Source organism: Janthinobacterium sp. J1-1, from assembly GCF_030944405.1.
Classification (GTDB): Bacteria; Pseudomonadota; Gammaproteobacteria; order Burkholderiales; family Burkholderiaceae_D; genus Janthinobacterium.
Map to the genome: position 1 here is coordinate 354,888 of NZ_CP132339.1, position 15,450 is coordinate 370,337.

At 60.0% G+C, this 15,450-nt stretch carries 15 protein-coding genes; 13 read left to right on the plus strand and 2 right to left on the minus strand.

Annotated features, from left to right (window positions below):
- Positions 1-128 precede the first annotated feature (128 nt).
- The 3 genes from Q8L25_RS01545 (at position 129) to Q8L25_RS01555 (ending at position 4,179) form a co-directional block, all read left to right on the plus strand.
- Positions 129-1,013 (plus strand): branched-chain amino acid ABC transporter permease, encoded by an 885-nt coding sequence (locus Q8L25_RS01545; RefSeq protein ID WP_308923244.1) that lies wholly within the window; start codon positions 129-131, stop codon positions 1,011-1,013.
- Between the two features lie 31 nt (positions 1,014-1,044).
- Complete coding sequence (locus tag Q8L25_RS01550) at positions 1,045-2,025, plus strand: branched-chain amino acid ABC transporter permease (protein WP_308923245.1); 981 nt, start codon at positions 1,045-1,047, stop codon at positions 2,023-2,025.
- Positions 2,026-2,118: 93 nt separating this feature from the next.
- Positions 2,119-4,179 carry a 3-hydroxybutyrate oligomer hydrolase family protein gene (locus tag Q8L25_RS01555; RefSeq protein ID WP_308923246.1) on the plus strand — a complete coding sequence of 687 codons (2,061 nt, stop codon included), beginning with the start codon at positions 2,119-2,121 and terminating at the stop codon, positions 4,177-4,179.
- 45 nt (positions 4,180-4,224) lie between these two features.
- On the opposite strand, the gene Q8L25_RS01560 is transcribed toward Q8L25_RS01555, so the two are convergent.
- Positions 4,225-5,016, minus strand: coding sequence for an EAL domain-containing protein (locus Q8L25_RS01560; RefSeq protein WP_308923247.1), 792 nt, complete (start codon positions 5,014-5,016; stop codon positions 4,225-4,227).
- A 43-nt stretch (positions 5,017-5,059) separates the two neighbouring features.
- Complete coding sequence (locus Q8L25_RS01565; RefSeq protein ID WP_308923248.1) at positions 5,060-6,217, minus strand: iron-containing alcohol dehydrogenase; 1,158 nt, start codon at positions 6,215-6,217, stop codon at positions 5,060-5,062.
- Positions 6,218-6,444: 227 nt separating this feature from the next.
- Here Q8L25_RS01565 and mnmG point away from each other — a divergent pair, with 227 nt between their 5' ends.
- The 10 genes from mnmG (at position 6,445) to atpA (ending at position 15,433) form a co-directional block, all read left to right on the plus strand.
- The gene (gene mnmG, locus Q8L25_RS01570; RefSeq protein WP_308923249.1) at positions 6,445-8,394 is read left to right on the plus strand and encodes a tRNA uridine-5-carboxymethylaminomethyl(34) synthesis enzyme MnmG; all 1,950 of its coding nucleotides are present in this window, start codon (positions 6,445-6,447) and stop codon (positions 8,392-8,394) included.
- Positions 8,391-9,035 carry a 16S rRNA (guanine(527)-N(7))-methyltransferase RsmG gene (rsmG, locus tag Q8L25_RS01575; RefSeq protein ID WP_308923250.1) on the plus strand — a complete coding sequence of 215 codons (645 nt, stop codon included), beginning with the start codon at positions 8,391-8,393 and terminating at the stop codon, positions 9,033-9,035. Before mnmG ends, rsmG begins: the two co-directional genes overlap by 4 nt.
- Positions 9,036-9,266: 231 nt before the next feature.
- Positions 9,267-10,037 (plus strand): ParA family protein, encoded by a 771-nt coding sequence (locus tag Q8L25_RS01580; RefSeq protein WP_308923251.1) that lies wholly within the window; start codon positions 9,267-9,269, stop codon positions 10,035-10,037.
- Positions 10,038-10,096: 59 nt separating this feature from the next.
- Entirely contained in the window at positions 10,097-10,978 is an 882-nt protein-coding gene (locus Q8L25_RS01585; RefSeq protein WP_308923252.1) for a ParB/RepB/Spo0J family partition protein, read from the plus strand.
- A 214-nt stretch (positions 10,979-11,192) separates the two neighbouring features.
- Positions 11,193-11,549: an ATP synthase subunit I gene (locus Q8L25_RS01590; protein ID WP_308923253.1), complete on the plus strand. Its 357-nt coding sequence runs from the start codon at positions 11,193-11,195 to the stop codon at positions 11,547-11,549.
- 51 nt (positions 11,550-11,600) lie between these two features.
- A complete protein-coding gene (gene atpB, locus Q8L25_RS01595; protein ID WP_308923254.1) occupies positions 11,601-12,410 on the plus strand; it encodes a F0F1 ATP synthase subunit A in 810 nt (269 codons plus the stop codon).
- Between the two features lie 62 nt (positions 12,411-12,472).
- A complete protein-coding gene (atpE, locus tag Q8L25_RS01600) occupies positions 12,473-12,751 on the plus strand; it encodes a F0F1 ATP synthase subunit C (protein ID WP_071080009.1) in 279 nt (92 codons plus the stop codon).
- A 43-nt stretch (positions 12,752-12,794) separates the two neighbouring features.
- Positions 12,795-13,265: a F0F1 ATP synthase subunit B gene (locus Q8L25_RS01605; protein ID WP_094442676.1), complete on the plus strand. Its 471-nt coding sequence runs from the start codon at positions 12,795-12,797 to the stop codon at positions 13,263-13,265.
- Positions 13,266-13,267: 2 nt separating this feature from the next.
- Positions 13,268-13,813, plus strand: a complete 546-nt coding sequence (locus Q8L25_RS01610; RefSeq protein ID WP_308923255.1) for a F0F1 ATP synthase subunit delta — start codon at positions 13,268-13,270, stop codon at positions 13,811-13,813.
- A 78-nt stretch (positions 13,814-13,891) separates the two neighbouring features.
- A complete protein-coding gene (gene atpA / locus Q8L25_RS01615) occupies positions 13,892-15,433 on the plus strand; it encodes a F0F1 ATP synthase subunit alpha (protein ID WP_034752701.1) in 1,542 nt (513 codons plus the stop codon).
- The last annotated feature ends 17 nt before the right edge of the window (positions 15,434-15,450 follow it).

Consider the following 15,450-nt stretch of genomic DNA (forward strand, 5'->3'; position numbering starts at 1 on the left):
CGCGGGCAGTGCTGTCGTGGCCGTTCGCACTGGCCATGTTTCACCTTGCGCCGCCGCGCCCAGGCGTGGCCGTGCGTCTCCCTTGACACCACACCGTCGTCCGGCGGTGCTTTTTATACTGTGATGCCATGGAAATTTTCGGCGTTCCATTACAAGCGATGATGAGCCAGCTGCTGCTGGGTCTCGTCAACGGCTCGTTCTATGCCATGTTGTCCCTCGGTCTGGCCGTCATCTTTGGCCTGCTCAACGTCATTAATTTTTCGCACGGCGCCATGTACATGATGGGCGCTTTCCTGGCCTGGATGGGCCTGAGCTATTTCGATATCAGCTACTGGGCCATGCTGGTGATCGCCCCGGTCATCGTCGGCGCCTTCGGCATCCTGATCGAAAAAACCATGCTGCGCTGGCTCTATAAGCTCGACCATTTGTATGGCTTGCTGCTGACCTTCGGCATCACGCTGATCGTCGAAGGCGTGTTCCGTTCCTTCTATGGCGTGTCGGGCCAGCCCTACGCCGTGCCGGAATTGCTGGCCGGCGCCACCGATCTGGGCTTCATGATCCTGCCGAACTACCGCGCCTGGGTGGTCGTCGCTTCGCTGGTCGTGTGTCTGGCGACCTGGTTCGTGATCGAAAAAACCAAACTGGGCGCCTACCTGCGGGCCGGCACGGAAAACCCGAAACTGGTGGAAGCGTTCGGCATCAACGTGCCGCTGATGGTGACTCTGACCTTCGGCTTCGGCGTGGCGCTGGCCGGCTTTGCCGGCGTGCTGGCGGCGCCCATCATCCAGGTCTCGCCGCTGATGGGCTCGAACCTGATCATCGTCGTGTTCGCCGTGGTGGTGATCGGCGGCATGGGTTCCATCATGGGTTCGATCCTGACGGGCCTGGGCTTGGGCGTGATCGAGGGCCTGACCCGCGTGTTCTACCCGGAAGGTTCGGCCACCGTGGTGTTCGTGGTGATGGTCATCGTGCTGCTGCTGCGTCCGGCCGGCCTGTTCGGCAAAGAAAAGTAATCCTCATCAGTCATGTATTGGAGCAATCACGATGAATAAGAATGTAGGCTACGCAGTCGCTTTGGCGCTGGCGCTGGCCGCACCGTTTTACGGCTACCCGGTCTTCCTGATGAAGTTGCTGTGCTTTGCCCTGTTTGCCTGCGCCTTCAACTTGCTGATCGGCTATACCGGTTTGCTGTCGTTCGGCCATGCGGCGTTTTTCGGCGGCGCCGGCTATGTCACCGGCTACGCCTTGCGCACCTGGGGCTGGCCGACGGAACTCGGTTTGCTGGCCGGTGTCGCCACCGGCGCCTTTTTGGGGCTGGTGATGGGTGGCCTGGCGATCCGCCGCCAGGGCATCTACTTCACCATGATCACGCTCGCCCTGGCGCAGATGGTGTACTTCCTGGCGCTGCGCCTGCCGTTCACGGGTGGCGAAGATGGTCTGCAAGGTGTTCCACGTGGAACACTGCTCGGCACCATCGACCTCGGCAATGACACCGTGCTGTACTACGTGGTGCTGGCCATCTTTATCGCCGGCTTCGCCCTGATCGTACGCACCATCCATTCGCCGTTCGGGCAAGTGCTCAAGGCGATCAAGGAAAACGAGCCGCGTGCAATCTCCCTGGGCTACGACGTCAACAAGTACAAGCTGACGGCCATCGTCTTGTCCGCTTCGCTGGCGGCCCTGGCCGGCGCCACCAAGACCCTGGTGCTGGGCTTTGAAACCCTGACCGATGTCTACTGGGGCATGTCGGGCCTGGTCGTGCTGATGACCTTGGTCGGCGGCATGGGCACCCTGGCCGGCCCGATCATCGGCGCGGTGCTGATCATTGCCCTGGAAAACAAGCTGGGCGACCTCGGCACCTACCTGGCCACGCACACGGGCGTGGAATGGTTCGGTACCCTGGGTGAGTCGGTGGGCATCGTGACCGGCATCATCTTCGTGATCTGCGTGCTGATGTTCCGGCGCGGTATCGTGGGCGAGGCGATCGCCCGTTTCGGCGGCAGGGCAGCCAAGCCAGCAGCCTGAGTTGCAAGCAGCAAGCAAGGCCGGACGCAAGTCCGGCTTTTTTTATCTGGAGACCGTTTTTAGCGTTACCTCATCAATGAATGGAGAACAGCTATGACCACCACCATCCTGCGCACCGGCGGCAGCTTGTGCACACTATTGATCCTGACGGCCTGCGGCAGCAGCCACACGGCCGAAGACCTGAACCAGTTGCCGGCCTACCTGGGCACCATCACCCGACTGGATGTCGACGGCAGGACCAATGATTTGTTGACGGCCGGCCTGGGCAAGACGGGACTGGCCGCGGCGGCCCCCGCGTATGCCGATCCCGAGCATCCGACCGCGCTGGAATTGCGCCGCAACGCCATCCACGCCAATTACCGCGCCGTGCTCGATATTGGCGCCAGCAGCGGCTACGGCAGCCTGTACGGCCCGAATGTCGATGCCAATGGCGTGGTGGGCGGCGGCGAAGGCCTGATCGCCGGCAGCGAATACGTAGCGTATGCCGACGATGGCAGCGGCAAGAAAAACGTCACGCTGATGGTGCAGGTACCGGCCAGTTTCGATCCCGAGCGCGCCTGCATCGTCACGGGTACGTCGAGCGGCTCGCGCGGCATCTATGGCGCCATCGGCAGCTCCGGCGAATGGGGGCTGAAAAAAGGCTGCGCCGTGGCCTATGCCGACAAGGGTTCCGGCACCGGCCTGTATGTGTTCGACGACGACAGCGTCAACCTGCAGAACGGTGTGCGCGCCACGCGCACGAGCGCCGGCAAGAACGCCATCTTCGCACCCGACCTGGCCGACGCTGATCGCACCGCCTTTGCCAGCGCAAATCCGAACCGCATCGCCTTCAAGCATGCACACTCGCAACAGAACCCGGAGAAAGACTGGGGCAGGGCCACCTTGCAGGCGGTGGAGTTTGCCTACTATGTGCTCAACGAGCGCCATGGCGCCACCGCGCGCGACGGGGTTGCCCATCTGGCGCGCCTGAAGCCCGCCAACACCATCACCATCGCGTCGAGCATTTCCAATGGCGCCGGCGCCGCGCTGCTGGCCGCCGAGCAGGATACGAAGGGGCTGATCAGCGGCGTGGCCGCCAGCGAGCCGCAGATCCAGCCGCAGCCATCGACCGCGTACAGCGTGCGCCAGGGGGCGGTGACGGTGGCCGGCCCCGGCCGCGCGCTGTTCGATTATTCCACTTATGCGGCGCTGTACCAGCCCTGCATCGCCTCGGTGGCCGGCAATGCCGGACGCTGCACCGCGCTGGTGGCCAAAGGGTTATTGACTGGCGGCGACCTGGCCTCGCAGCAGCAGGACGCGAAACGGCGCTTGCAGGCCTACGGCTGGCTGGCGGACTCCGACCCCCTGCATGCCTCGCATGCGGGCACGAATATCCTGGTGGCCGTGACGTATGCCTATGCCTACGGAAAATTTTCGGTGACGGATAAAGTGTGCGGCTTCAGCTTTGCGCAGACCGATGCGCTGGGCAATCCCGCCGCTTACACCAATGCGCAGAAGGCGGCCAGCTTCGCCACGCAAAACGGCATCCTCGGCAATGTCATCTATGAAAATGCAGTGGGCGGCGCCAGGGTCTACACGGCGGCCGTCTCGCCGTCGAGCAATCTGGCCGACCAGGCGCTCGATGGTTTTCTTTGCCTGCGCAGCCTGGCGACGGGAAATGACGCCGTCAGCGGTACAGCCCTGACCGGGACACTGGCCGCGCACAGCACGCGCGTGCGCGTCGGCGTGGCGGAGGTGCGGGCCACAGGCAAGCTCAACGGCAAACCGGCGATCATCGTCCAGGGCCGCAGCGATACCCTGATTCCCGTCAACCACGCCTCGCGTGCCTACCTCGGTTTGAACGCGGCGGTGGAGGGCGCCAACAGCAAGCTGCGCTATATCGAGGTCACCAACGCCAACCACTTCGATTCCTTCAGCAGCGCCTTGCCGACGCTGGTGGTGCCGCTGCATGTGTACCTGAATCGCGCGCTCGACGCCATGTATGCGCACCTGCGGTCGAACCAGGCCCTGCCGCCGTCGCAAGTGGTGCGCACGGTGACGCGGCCAGACGCCGGCACGCCGATCACCAACCTGAATGTACCGTCAATTGCCGCCGCGCCCACGGCAGCCAACAGCATCACTTTGACGGGTGCGGTGGTGAACATTCCTGATTAAGGCGGCAGGTCCACAAGGAAAGGGCCACGTTTCACGTGGCCCTTTTCAATTCCAGGCGCTGTCGGATATCTGCGCCAGTCCCTGGAACACGGGTTTTGAAAACCAGTAACCCTGCATCAGCGCAATGCCGCAGCTGGCCAGGAAGTCGCGTTCGGCACGCGTCTCGATGCCTTCGGCCAGCACCTTGATGCCCAGCTCGCGGCACAGGCTGGCGATCGAGCGCACGATGGCCTGGCGCGGCGCATGACGATCGATGTCGCGCACCAGGTCCATGTCGATCTTGATGATATCGGGCTGGTATTCGGCCAGCAGGTTCAGGCCGGCATAACCGGCGCCGAAATCGTCGATGGCGGTCTGGAAACCGAAGCGCCGGTATTCTTGGAAAATATTGACCAGGTGAGGGCGGTCCTGCACCCGTTCGCCTTCCGTCACTTCAAAGATGATCTTGTCGGTGGGAAAGTCATGCGCGCGCGCCGCTTCCAGTGTGCTGCGGATGCAGACCTCGGGACGGTACACGGCATTCGGCAGGAAATTGATCGACAGGAACTCCTGCATGCCCAGGCGCGCGGCGCCCGCCACGGCTTTCACGCGGCAAGCCTGGTCGAAGCGGTAGCGGTTTTCGTCCGTCACCTGTGCCAGCACGCTGGCGGCGCTTTCGCCATTCGGGCCGCGCACCAGCGCCTCGTAGGCATAGATGCTGCGCGTGGCCACGTCGACGATGGGCTGATAGGCGTACTCGAACGCGAACGACAGCGGCGCGCTGTCATGGCAACCGGCGCAGCCCGCGTAGGGAAACACGGTGGCGTCGGGATGGATGGGGATATCTGCAGGCTTCATGGCGTCAGTGTACCAGCGTGATGTGGTATGTCGGTATGCTGGCTCACCATGCGGCCGCATAGATGGCCCGTGCGTCGGCCAAGGTGACGGTGCGCGGATTATTGCCCAGCAAGCGCGTCTGCTGCATGGCGGCCTCGGCCAACCCATCGAGGTCCGCTTTGGCAATCCCCACGTCGCGCAAGGTACGCACGATGCCGGTCTCCACCGCCAGCGCCTGCAGTGCGGCGATCAGCGCTTGCGCGCGCGCCTCTTCGCTGCCCGTTGCCTGTGGCGCCACGATGGCCGCCAGTTCCGCATACAACGGTATGGCGTGGCCAAGATTGAAGCGCAGCACGTGTGGCAGCACCAGCGCGTTCGACAAGCCATGTGGCACGTGAAACATGCCGCCGATCGGATAGGCGAGGGCGTGCACGGCCGCCACCGGCGCATTCGAAAACGCCTGGCCGGCCAGCATGGCGCCCAGCAGCATGGCTTGCCGCGCCGCCAAGTCCTGGCCGTGGCGGCACACGCGCACCAGGTTACTTGATAACAGCGACAGGGCTTGCCGCGCCAGCATGTCGGACAGCGGGTTTTTTAGATGCGCCGTGGTGTAGGCCTCGATCGCATGCACCATCGCATCGAGGCCGGTGGCGGCCGTCACGGCTGGCGGCAGGCCCAGGGTCAGGCGGGCGTCGAGGATGGCCAGGTCCGCATACAGCTGTGGCGCCACCACGCCCATCTTGCTGGTGGCGCCCGTGGTGACGATGGAAATATTCGTCACTTCCGATCCTGTGCCGGCGGTGGTGGGTACTTGCACCAATGGCAGACGCGAGCCTTGTACCTTGCCGATGCCATACAGCTCGCTCAGTGCCTGCCCACCAGGCGCCAACACGGCGATCAGCTTGGCCACGTCCATCGAACTGCCGCCACCGAGGCCGATCACCAGTTCCACGTGAAACAATCGTGCCTGCTCCACGGCCGCCAGCACCACGGCTTCCGGCGGATCGGCTTGCACATCGGAAAAGACATGCACCTCGATGCCCGCTTCCTGCAAGCTGCGCAGTGGCGTATCGACCAGCCCCGTGGACAGGAAGCCGGGATCGGTCACCAGCAGTACCCGCCGCACGGTGGGAAAGTGCAGGCCTATATGTGTGCCAAGCTGGCTGCTGGCGCCTGGTTCGCTGATCAAATGGGGGATGGTGCGAAACTGAAAGGCGGCCATGCGAACTCCCAGGAGAGAAGGTTCAACGAGCTTACTCCGCTTTTTGCGCCTGCGCATGTTCCACGTGAAACCATCGTTGATGATTATCAGCATTGTTCCACGTGGAACAGAAAACCGCGCATCGCTTGCTTGCTGAGTAAAAAATAGGCAAAAAATAGCCCGTAAAAAGTTATGGCCGCGAAAAGACTCTATAATCGGAGCTCACTCCTCGCATTTATCTATTACTCATGTTATTTCCTACAGAATTCGACGTCATCGTCGTCGGTGGTGGTCACGCCGGTACCGAGGCGGCACTCGCTTCCGCCCGCATGGGGCAGAAGACGCTTTTGCTTACCCATAATATCGAGACCCTGGGCCAGATGTCGTGCAACCCGTCCATCGGCGGTATCGGCAAGGGCCATCTGGTCAAGGAAGTCGACGCCATGGGCGGCGCGATGGCGATTGCCACCGACGAGTCCGGCATCCAGTTCCGCATTCTCAATTCCTCGAAAGGCCCGGCAGTTCGCGCCACGCGCGCCCAGGCTGATCGTATCCTCTATAAAGCCGCGATCCGTGCGCGCCTGGAAAACCAGCCGAATCTGTGGCTGTTCCAGCAGGCGGTCGATGACCTGATGGTCGAAGGCGACCGCGTGGTCGGCGCCGTGACGCAGATCGGCCTGAAGTTCCTGGCCCGTGCCGTGGTGCTGACGGCCGGTACTTTCCTTGACGGCAAGATCCACATTGGCCTGAATAACTACTCGGCGGGCCGCGCCGGCGACCCGCCGGCGATCTCGCTGTCCGCCCGCCTGAAGGAACTGAAGCTGCCGCAAGGGCGCTTGAAAACCGGCACGCCGCCGCGCATCGACGGCCGCAGCATCGATTTTTCCGTGATGCAGGAACAGCCGGGCGACCTCGATCCGGTACCCGTGTTTTCGGTGATGGGCAACACGTCCATGCATCCGAAACAGGTGCCATGCTGGATCACGCACACCAATAGCCAGACGCATGACATTATCCGCGCCGGCCTCGACCGCAGCCCCATGTATACGGGCGTGATCGAAGGCGTCGGCCCCCGTTATTGCCCGTCGATCGAAGACAAGATCCACCGCTTCGCCGGCAAGGAATCGCACCAGATTTTCCTCGAGCCGGAAGGCTTGACGACGCACGAATTCTATCCGAACGGCATCTCCACCAGCCTGCCGTTCGACGTGCAGATCGCCCTGGTGCGCTCGATGAAGGGCATGGAAAACGCGCATATCCTGAGACCCGGCTATGCCATCGAATACGATTATTTCGACCCGCGCGGCTTGAAAGCATCGCTGGAAACCAAGGTGGTGGCGGGCCTGTTCTTTGCCGGCCAGATCAATGGCACCACCGGCTACGAAGAGGCGGCCGCGCAAGGCATGCTGGCGGGACTGAATGCGGCGCTGCTGACGCAAGGCAAGGAATCGTGGACCCCGGGCCGCTCGGAAGCGTATCTGGGCGTGCTGGTCGACGACCTGATCACCCAAGGCGTGCAAGAGCCTTACCGCATGTTTACCAGCCGCGCCGAGTACCGTCTGAGCCTGCGTGAAGACAATGCCGACATGCGCCTGACGGAAATCGGCCGCGCCCTGGGCTGTGTCGGTGACGCGCAGTGGGAAGCGTTCGAGCGCAAGCGCGAAGCCGTCGCCCTGGAACTGGAACGCCTGCGTTCCACGTGGGTCAACCCGCGCATCCTGGCAGCCGCCGAATCGGAGCGCATCGTTGGCCAGGCCATCGAACGCGAATACTCGCTGGCGGACCTGCTGCGCCGCCCGAACGTGGCCTACGACACCCTGATGAGCATGACCGGCGTGGAAGGCCAGGCCCTGGCAGGCCCCGGCGTGGAAGACCCGGCGGTGCGCGAACAGGTCGAAATCCAGCTCAAGTACGCCGGCTATATCGAGCGCCAGAGCAAGGAAATCGAGCGTCACGAACACTATGAAAACCTGGCTTTGCCCGAAGGGTTCAATTACCTGGATATCGCCGCGTTGTCGGTCGAAGTGCGCCAGAAACTCGACAAGCAGCGTCCGGAAACCCTGGGCCAGGCATCGCGTATTTCCGGCGTCACGCCGGCGGCCATTTCGCTGCTGCTGGTACACCTGAAAAAGCGCGGTTTTGGCGCAGGCCAGGCCGCAATACAGACCACCATTTTAAAGGACGAGGTTGTTGAATGAAGCAGTTTGACCGGGCCGTACTGGCCCAGACTTTGAATGAAGGCATCGCCGCGCTGAAGCTCGACCTGAGCGCGGCGCAAGCGGAACAACTGCTCGATTACCTGGCCCTGTTGGCCAAGTGGAACAGCGTCTACAACCTGACCTCGGTGCGCGATCCGTTGCAGATGCTGACCCTGCACGTGCTCGATTCCCTGGCCGCCGTGCCTGCTTTCGCGCAGGCGAAAAACGTGCTCGACGTGGGCGCCGGCGGCGGCCTGCCGGGCATGGTGCTGGCCATCGCACGGCCCGATATCAAGGTGTCGATGATCGATACGGTGCACAAGAAGACCGCGTTTTTGACGCAGGTGAAAGCCGAACTGGGCCTGGCCAACGTTACGGTGTACACCAAGCGCGTGGAGCAGCTGGAAGTACCGCAGAAATTCGACGTGATCACCTCGCGCGCCTTTGCCGACCTGTCCGACTTCGTCAACTGGTCGCACCACGTATTGGAGGAGGGTGGTCAATTCATCGCCTTGAAGGGGGTGGCTCCGCCAGACGAGCGCGAGCGACTGCCGGCAGACTGGAAAGTGACGAAATTGACCCCTATTCAGGTGCCAGGGCTAAATGCAGAGCGTCATCTGGTGTTTATAACAAGATTTTAAAGGCCGGAAAATAAACGATATAAATCATTTATACGGTATAAATTATATAAAACGTATAAATCATATAAATCATATAAATCATATAAATCATATAAATCATTTAAATCGTATAAATTATATATACGATTTATATCGTATAAACGGTATAAATCAAATAAACAGTATAAATCGTTTCGGTCATGCGCCGGGGCGCGACAATGAAGTTTGCATCCATTTACAACTAGAAGATACATGGCCAAAATTTTTTGCGTAGCAAATCAAAAGGGTGGTGTTGGTAAAACCACCACGAGTGTCAACCTGTCCGCCGGCCTGGCCAAGCTGGACCAGCGCGTGCTGCTGGTCGACCTCGATCCGCAAGGCAATGCCACCATGGGCGCCGGCATCAACAAGGCCGGCTTGAAAGCGTCGACCTATGAAGTGATGCTGGGCGAGTCCGATGTCAGGACGGCACGCCAGCGTTCGGAAGCGGGGCGTTTCGACGTGCTGCCGTCGAACCGCGAGCTGGCCGGCGCCGAAGTCGAGATGGTGGAACTGGACCGCCGCGAAAGCCGCCTGAAGGATGCGCTGGCCGAAGTCGACGGCGAGTATGACTTCATCCTGGTCGATTGCCCGCCGGCCCTGTCGATGCTGACCCTGAACGGCCTGTGCGCCGCGCATGGCGTGATCATCCCGATGCAGTGCGAGTACTACGCGCTGGAAGGCTTGTCCGACCTGGTCAACACCATCAAGAAGGTGCATGCCAACCTGAACCCGGAGCTGAAGATCATCGGCCTGTTGCGCGTGATGTTCGATCCGCGCATGACATTATCGCAACAAGTCTCGGCCCAGCTGGAACAGCACTTTGGCGACAAGGTCTTCAAGACCATTATCCCGCGCAACGTGCGCCTGGCCGAAGCGCCCTCGTATGGATTGCCTGGCGTCAACTTCGACCCCAGCTCGAAAGGCGCGCAAGCGTATATCGCCTTCGGCGCCGAGATGGTCGAGCGCATCAAGCATATGTAAGAAGCAAGCGATCACGGTCATAATGTGAGCGCTTACTTAAAAAAATTCATTAGGACAGCATGGCTACCAAAAAATTAAAAGGACTGGGGCGCGGCCTCGACGCCCTGTTAGGCGGCGGCGACTTCGCCAGTCCGGAACAGGCGGCACCGACCACACTGGCGGTGACACAAATGCAAGCCGGCAAATATCAACCGCGCACCCGCATGGACGAGGGCGCCCTGAATGAACTGGCCGCCTCGATCAAGGCGCAGGGCTTGATGCAGCCGATCCTGGTGCGCCCGATCGGCCAGGACACCCTGAGTGGACTTATCAAATATGAAATCATCGCCGGCGAACGGCGTTTTCGCGCCTCGCAGCTGGCCGGGCTGACGGAAGTGCCGGTGCTGGTGCGCGACGTCGACGACCTGGCGGCTGCGGCCATGGCGTTGATCGAGAACATCCAGCGCGAAGACCTCAATCCATTGGAAGAGGCGCAGGGCATCCACCGCCTGATCACCGACTTCAGTTTTACCCATGAGCAAGCGGCCACTGCGGTCGGACGCTCGCGCAGCGCGGTGTCGAACCTGTTGCGGCTGATGAACCTGGCCGCCCCGGTGCAGACCATGCTGATGGCCGGCGATATCGACATGGGCCATGCGCGCGCGCTGTTGGCGGTCGACGCGGCCAGCCAGATCACCCTCGCGAACCAGGTGGTGGCAAAACGGCTGTCGGTGCGCGAAACGGAAAAACTGGTCACGCGCACGGTCGAGGAAGCGGCCAACCCCGTGGAACCGCGTGTCAAGGAGAAGTCGGGCGATATCGCGCGCCTGGAAGAGGAGCTGTCCGATGCCCTCGCCACGCCGGTGGTGTTCAAGATGGGCAACAAGGGCCGTGGCCAGTTGGTGATTGATTTTGCCGATCTTGACGTACTGGATGGTTTGCTGAGCCGTTTGCGTGGTTAAATGACGGGCTGCTAACACAAGCGCAAGCGGCGCGGCAAGCCGCTTTGCCATATGTTGGTGCAAATCGCCGCGAAGTGTCGGTAAAGCGTCTGTTTCATGCTGCAATTGCCCTGCAGCGGTGCGCCAACGTTTGACTCTGTAGAACAAAGCCAACTATAATCCCGTGTCTTTGCGTGTGTAGATTTTTCCGGGAACTTGGTAATTGAGTGATTCGATGCAAAACATTGCCAAGCCGGTCTACAAAGTAGTTGCCTTGCAGCTAGCAATCGTGATCAGCTTCGCTACTGTGACCCTGTTTTTTGGTGGCAGTAACAGGGGCTGGTCCGCCGCAGTTGGCGGTGCAATCGCCGTCATTGGCAGCATGGCGTATGCCATGCTGGTCGTTCGCGGCTCCAGCGACGCCAAAAAGGCTTTTCGTGCGCACGTGCGCGCGGAAGCGGTGAAAATATTTATCACAGCGGTGCTGTTTATATTGGCACTGGTGTTGTTTCAGTCGGCCGCCTGGTTATGGCTGATCTTGGGTTTCGCGGTGGCAACCTTAGCATACTGGTTTTCATTGCTCGCTGTTTAATCATTGGTTTTAGGGCCTGTTGTGCTCTGAAACGACAAATCTAAATTCATTATGACCACAGAACACGCTATTGAAGCGGGCCATGCTGCCCCGGCCAACGCCACAGAATACATCAGCCACCACTTGGCCCACTTGAAAAGCGCCGATGGCGCCTTCAATCTGGACACCTTCTGGGTGTCTGCCATCCTGGGCTTTGTTTTCCTTGCCGTTTTCTACATGGCTTCGCGCCGCGCGACGGCCGGTGTTCCTGGCAAACTGCAAAACTTCGTCGAAATGATCATGGAAATGGTCAATGAAACCATTAATGGGGCCTTTCACGCCAAAAGCAAGATCATCGCGCCACTGGCCATCACGATTTTTGTCTGGGTCTGGCTGTTGAACGCAATGGACTTCCTGCCGGTTGACCTGCTGCCGAAAGTATTGAGCTGGTTCGGCGTGCACAAGCTGCGCGTGGTACCGACCGCCGACGTGAACCATACTTTTGCGATGTCGTTCTCGGTGGTTCTGTGCATTATCGCGTTTTCCGTCAAGGCCAAGGGCCTGGGCGGCTGGATCAAGGAATTGTTTACCGCGCCGTTCCATGCGAGCGGCATCGTCGGCACAATCTTGTTGGCACCAGTAAATTTCCTGCTGCAAATGGTTGAGTTGGTTGCAAAACTGATCTCCCTGTCGCTGCGACTGTTCGGCAATATGTATGCCGGCGAACTGATTTTCATCTTGATCGCGTTGTTGCCTTGGTGGGCACAGTGGGCGTTGGGTGGTCCATGGGCAATTTTCCATATCTTGATTGTAACTTTGCAAGCTTTTGTGTTTATGGCGTTGACGGTTGTGTATCTGAGCCTTGCGGTTGAGAAGCATTAATCAGCAACTTTATATTTTGTTTTTTTGTTAGTACCTTTCGTTTTTAAATTTAGGAGAATTTTATGCAAGCTCTGATCGCACAAGTACAAAGCATGACCGTTCTGGCAGCAGCAATCATCATCGGCCTGGCCGCAATCGGTACCGCTTTGGGCTTCGCTATCTTGGGTGGTAAATTCCTGGAAGCTTCGGCACGTCAACCAGAACTGATGCCACAACTGCAAACCAAACTGTTCGTTATCGCTGGTCTGCTGGATGCCATCTCGATGATCGGCGTTGGTATCGCTCTGCTGTACACGTTCGCTAACCCGTTCCTGTCGGCTCTGACCGCTGTTGCTCAGTAATTCGCTCCAACCCTAGGAGAAACTTTTAGTTAGGAGCAAAGGTATGGACATCAATATGTCGCTCATCGGCCAGATGATCACCTTCGCGGTGTTGGTCTGGTTCTCGATGAAGTTCGTATTTCCAGCGCTGAACACAGCGCTGGATGAGCGTGCCAAACGAATCGCGGATGGATTGGCTGCGGCCGATCAAGGTCAGGCTTCGATGGCTGTCGCTGAAAAGCGTGCGCAAGAAGCATTGAATGGTGCACGTGAAGAAGCGTCGCAACGCGTTGCGGACGCTGAAAAGCGTGCCCAGCTGGTTGCTGAAGAGATCAAGCAAAATGCCCAGGCTGAAGCGGCGCGTATCATCGCGCAAGCCCAGTCCGACGCCGAGCAGCAACTGTCGAAAGCACGCGAACAATTGCGCGCTCAGGTGGCTGACCTGGCGATCAAAGGTGCCGAGCAGATCCTGAAGCGTGAAGTCAACGCTACGGCTCACGCCGAAATGTTGCAGCGTCTTGCTGTCGAGCTGTAATCATGGCAGAACTCGCAACCGTCGCCCGTCCCTACGCGGAAGCTTTGTTCCGCGTAGCCCAAGCAGGTAAGGAGTCAAGCAACCTCGCGGCGTGGTCCGAACTGGTGTCCGAATTGGCCCAGGTCGGTAGCCACCCCGAGGTACAGGCGTACGCGCGCAATCCGAAAGTTTCGGAGAGCGACGTCGCCGCCACCATCCTGTCGTTGTTGAAATCGCCGCTCAACGAAGAAGTCAAAAACTTCGTTACCCTGTTGATCGAAAATGGCCGCATCAGCCTGCTGCCGGAAATCGGCGCGCAATTCCATGCCTTGAAAAATGGCCTGGAAGGTGCGGCTGACGCCGAGATCACGAGCGCTTTCGATCTGAGCGAAGGCCAAACGGCCGAGCTGGTCGCAACGCTGGAAAAGAAATTCAGTCGTAAGCTCAACCCTGCCGTCACAGTGGATCCATCGCTGCTCGGCGGCGTGCGCGTGGTTGTTGGCGACCAGGTGCTCGACACCTCGGTGCGCGCCAAACTGCAGCAATTGCACGCCGCACTGGTGTCGTAAGACACGCGCTTCGGCAGGCCAGCTTAGACAGACCCTTACCCCTCGCGCAAGCTGAGAGAAACACTTTTAGGAGTTAGTATGCAACTCAACCCATCTGAAATCAGCGAGTTGATCAAGAGCCGGATCCAAGGTCTTGATGGCGGCGCTGAAGTGCGTAACCAAGGCACGGTTATTTCCGTTGCCGACGGTATCTGCCGCATCCACGGCCTGTCGGACGTGATGCAAGGCGAGATGCTGGAATTCCCGGGCAACACCTTCGGCCTGGCGATGAACCTGGAGCGCGACTCCGTCGGTTCCGTGATTCTGGGTGCTTACGAGCACATCTCCGAAGGCGACACGGTGAAATGCACCGGCCGCATTCTGGAAGTGCCGGTCGGTCCTGAACTGCTGGGCCGCGTGGTCAACGCGCTGGGCCAGCCGATCGACGGCAAAGGCGCCATCGAGACCAAGCTGACGGCCGCGATTGAAAAAATCGCCCCGGGCGTGATCGCCCGTGAATCCGTTTCGCAACCGATGCAAACCGGCCTGAAGTCGATCGATGCGATGGTTCCAGTTGGCCGCGGCCAGCGCGAACTGATCATCGGCGACCGTCAGACCGGTAAGTCCGCCGTGGCGATTGATGCGATCATCAATCAAAAAGGCCAGGGCATGAAATGTATCTACGTCGCGATTGGCCAGAAGGCCTCGTCGATCAAGAACATCGTGCGCTCGCTGGAACAGCACGGCGCGATGGAATACACCATCGTGGTCGCCGCTTCCGCTTCGGAATCGGCCGCCATGCAATACATCTCGCCGTACTCCGGTTGCGCCATGGGCGAATACTTCCGTGACCGCGGTGAAGATGCACTGATCGTCTACGATGATCTGTCGAAACAAGCTGTTGCTTACCGTCAGATCTCGCTGCTGCTGCGCCGTCCACCAGGTCGCGAAGCGTACCCAGGCGACGTGTTCTACCTGCACAGCCGCCTGCTGGAACGCGCAGCCCGCGTGAACGCCGACTACGTCGAGAAGTTCACCGACGGTGCCGTCAAAGGCAAGACCGGTTCGCTGACGGCACTGCCGATCATCGAAACCCAGGCGGGTGACGTGTCGGCCTTCGTGCCAACCAACGTGATTTCGATTACCGACGGCCAGATCTTCCTGGAAACGTCGTTGTTCAACGCAGGTATCCGTCCTGCGATTAACGCCGGTATTTCCGTATCGCGCGTCGGTGGCGCCGCCCAGACCAAGGTCATCAAAAACCTGTCCGGCGGTATCCGTACCGACCTGGCGCAGTACCGTGAGCTGGCCGCGTTTGCGCAGTTCGCCTCGGACCTGGACGAATCGACCCGCAAGCAGCTGGACCGTGGTGCGCGCGTGACGGAATTGCTCAAGCAAGCCCAGTACTCGCCACTGTCGATCTCGCTGATGGCCGTCTCGCTGTTCTCGGTGAACAAGGGCTTCATGGACGACGTGCCAGTCAAGCAAGTGCTGTCGTTCGAAGCAGGCGTCCACGCTTACATGAAAACCAAGCAAGCTGCTCTGCTGGCCAAGATCGAAGAAACCAAGCAACTCGACAAAGACAGCGAAGCAACTCTGTCGGCGGCCATTGCTGATTTCAAGAAATCCGGCGCATATTAAGCGGCCAGGCGGCGCCC

Bases quoted from the DNA above. Each gene is read 5' to 3' on its own strand.
- Q8L25_RS01585 (WP_308923252.1), top strand. From the start codon at position 10,097: ATGGCTACCAAAAAATTAAAAGGACTGGGGCGCGGCCTCGACGCCCTG.
- Q8L25_RS01610 (WP_308923255.1), top strand. From the start codon at position 13,268: ATGGCAGAACTCGCAACCGTCGCCCGTCCCTACGCGGAAGCTTTGTTC.
- Q8L25_RS01550 (WP_308923245.1), top strand. From the start codon at position 1,045: ATGAATAAGAATGTAGGCTACGCAGTCGCTTTGGCGCTGGCGCTGGCC.
- atpE (WP_071080009.1), top strand. From the start codon at position 12,473: ATGCAAGCTCTGATCGCACAAGTACAAAGCATGACCGTTCTGGCAGCA.
- atpA (WP_034752701.1), top strand. From the start codon at position 13,892: ATGCAACTCAACCCATCTGAAATCAGCGAGTTGATCAAGAGCCGGATC.
- Q8L25_RS01555 (WP_308923246.1), top strand. From the start codon at position 2,119: ATGACCACCACCATCCTGCGCACCGGCGGCAGCTTGTGCACACTATTG.
- Q8L25_RS01580 (WP_308923251.1), top strand. From the start codon at position 9,267: ATGGCCAAAATTTTTTGCGTAGCAAATCAAAAGGGTGGTGTTGGTAAA.
- Q8L25_RS01560 (WP_308923247.1), bottom strand. From the start codon at position 5,016: ATGAAGCCTGCAGATATCCCCATCCATCCCGACGCCACCGTGTTTCCC.
- mnmG (WP_308923249.1), top strand. From the start codon at position 6,445: ATGTTATTTCCTACAGAATTCGACGTCATCGTCGTCGGTGGTGGTCAC.
- atpB (WP_308923254.1), top strand. From the start codon at position 11,601: ATGACCACAGAACACGCTATTGAAGCGGGCCATGCTGCCCCGGCCAAC.
- Q8L25_RS01605 (WP_094442676.1), top strand. From the start codon at position 12,795: ATGGACATCAATATGTCGCTCATCGGCCAGATGATCACCTTCGCGGTG.
- Q8L25_RS01565 (WP_308923248.1), bottom strand. From the start codon at position 6,217: ATGGCCGCCTTTCAGTTTCGCACCATCCCCCATTTGATCAGCGAACCA.
- Q8L25_RS01590 (WP_308923253.1), top strand. From the start codon at position 11,193: ATGCAAAACATTGCCAAGCCGGTCTACAAAGTAGTTGCCTTGCAGCTA.
- rsmG (WP_308923250.1), top strand. From the start codon at position 8,391: ATGAAGCAGTTTGACCGGGCCGTACTGGCCCAGACTTTGAATGAAGGC.
- Q8L25_RS01545 (WP_308923244.1), top strand. From the start codon at position 129: ATGGAAATTTTCGGCGTTCCATTACAAGCGATGATGAGCCAGCTGCTG.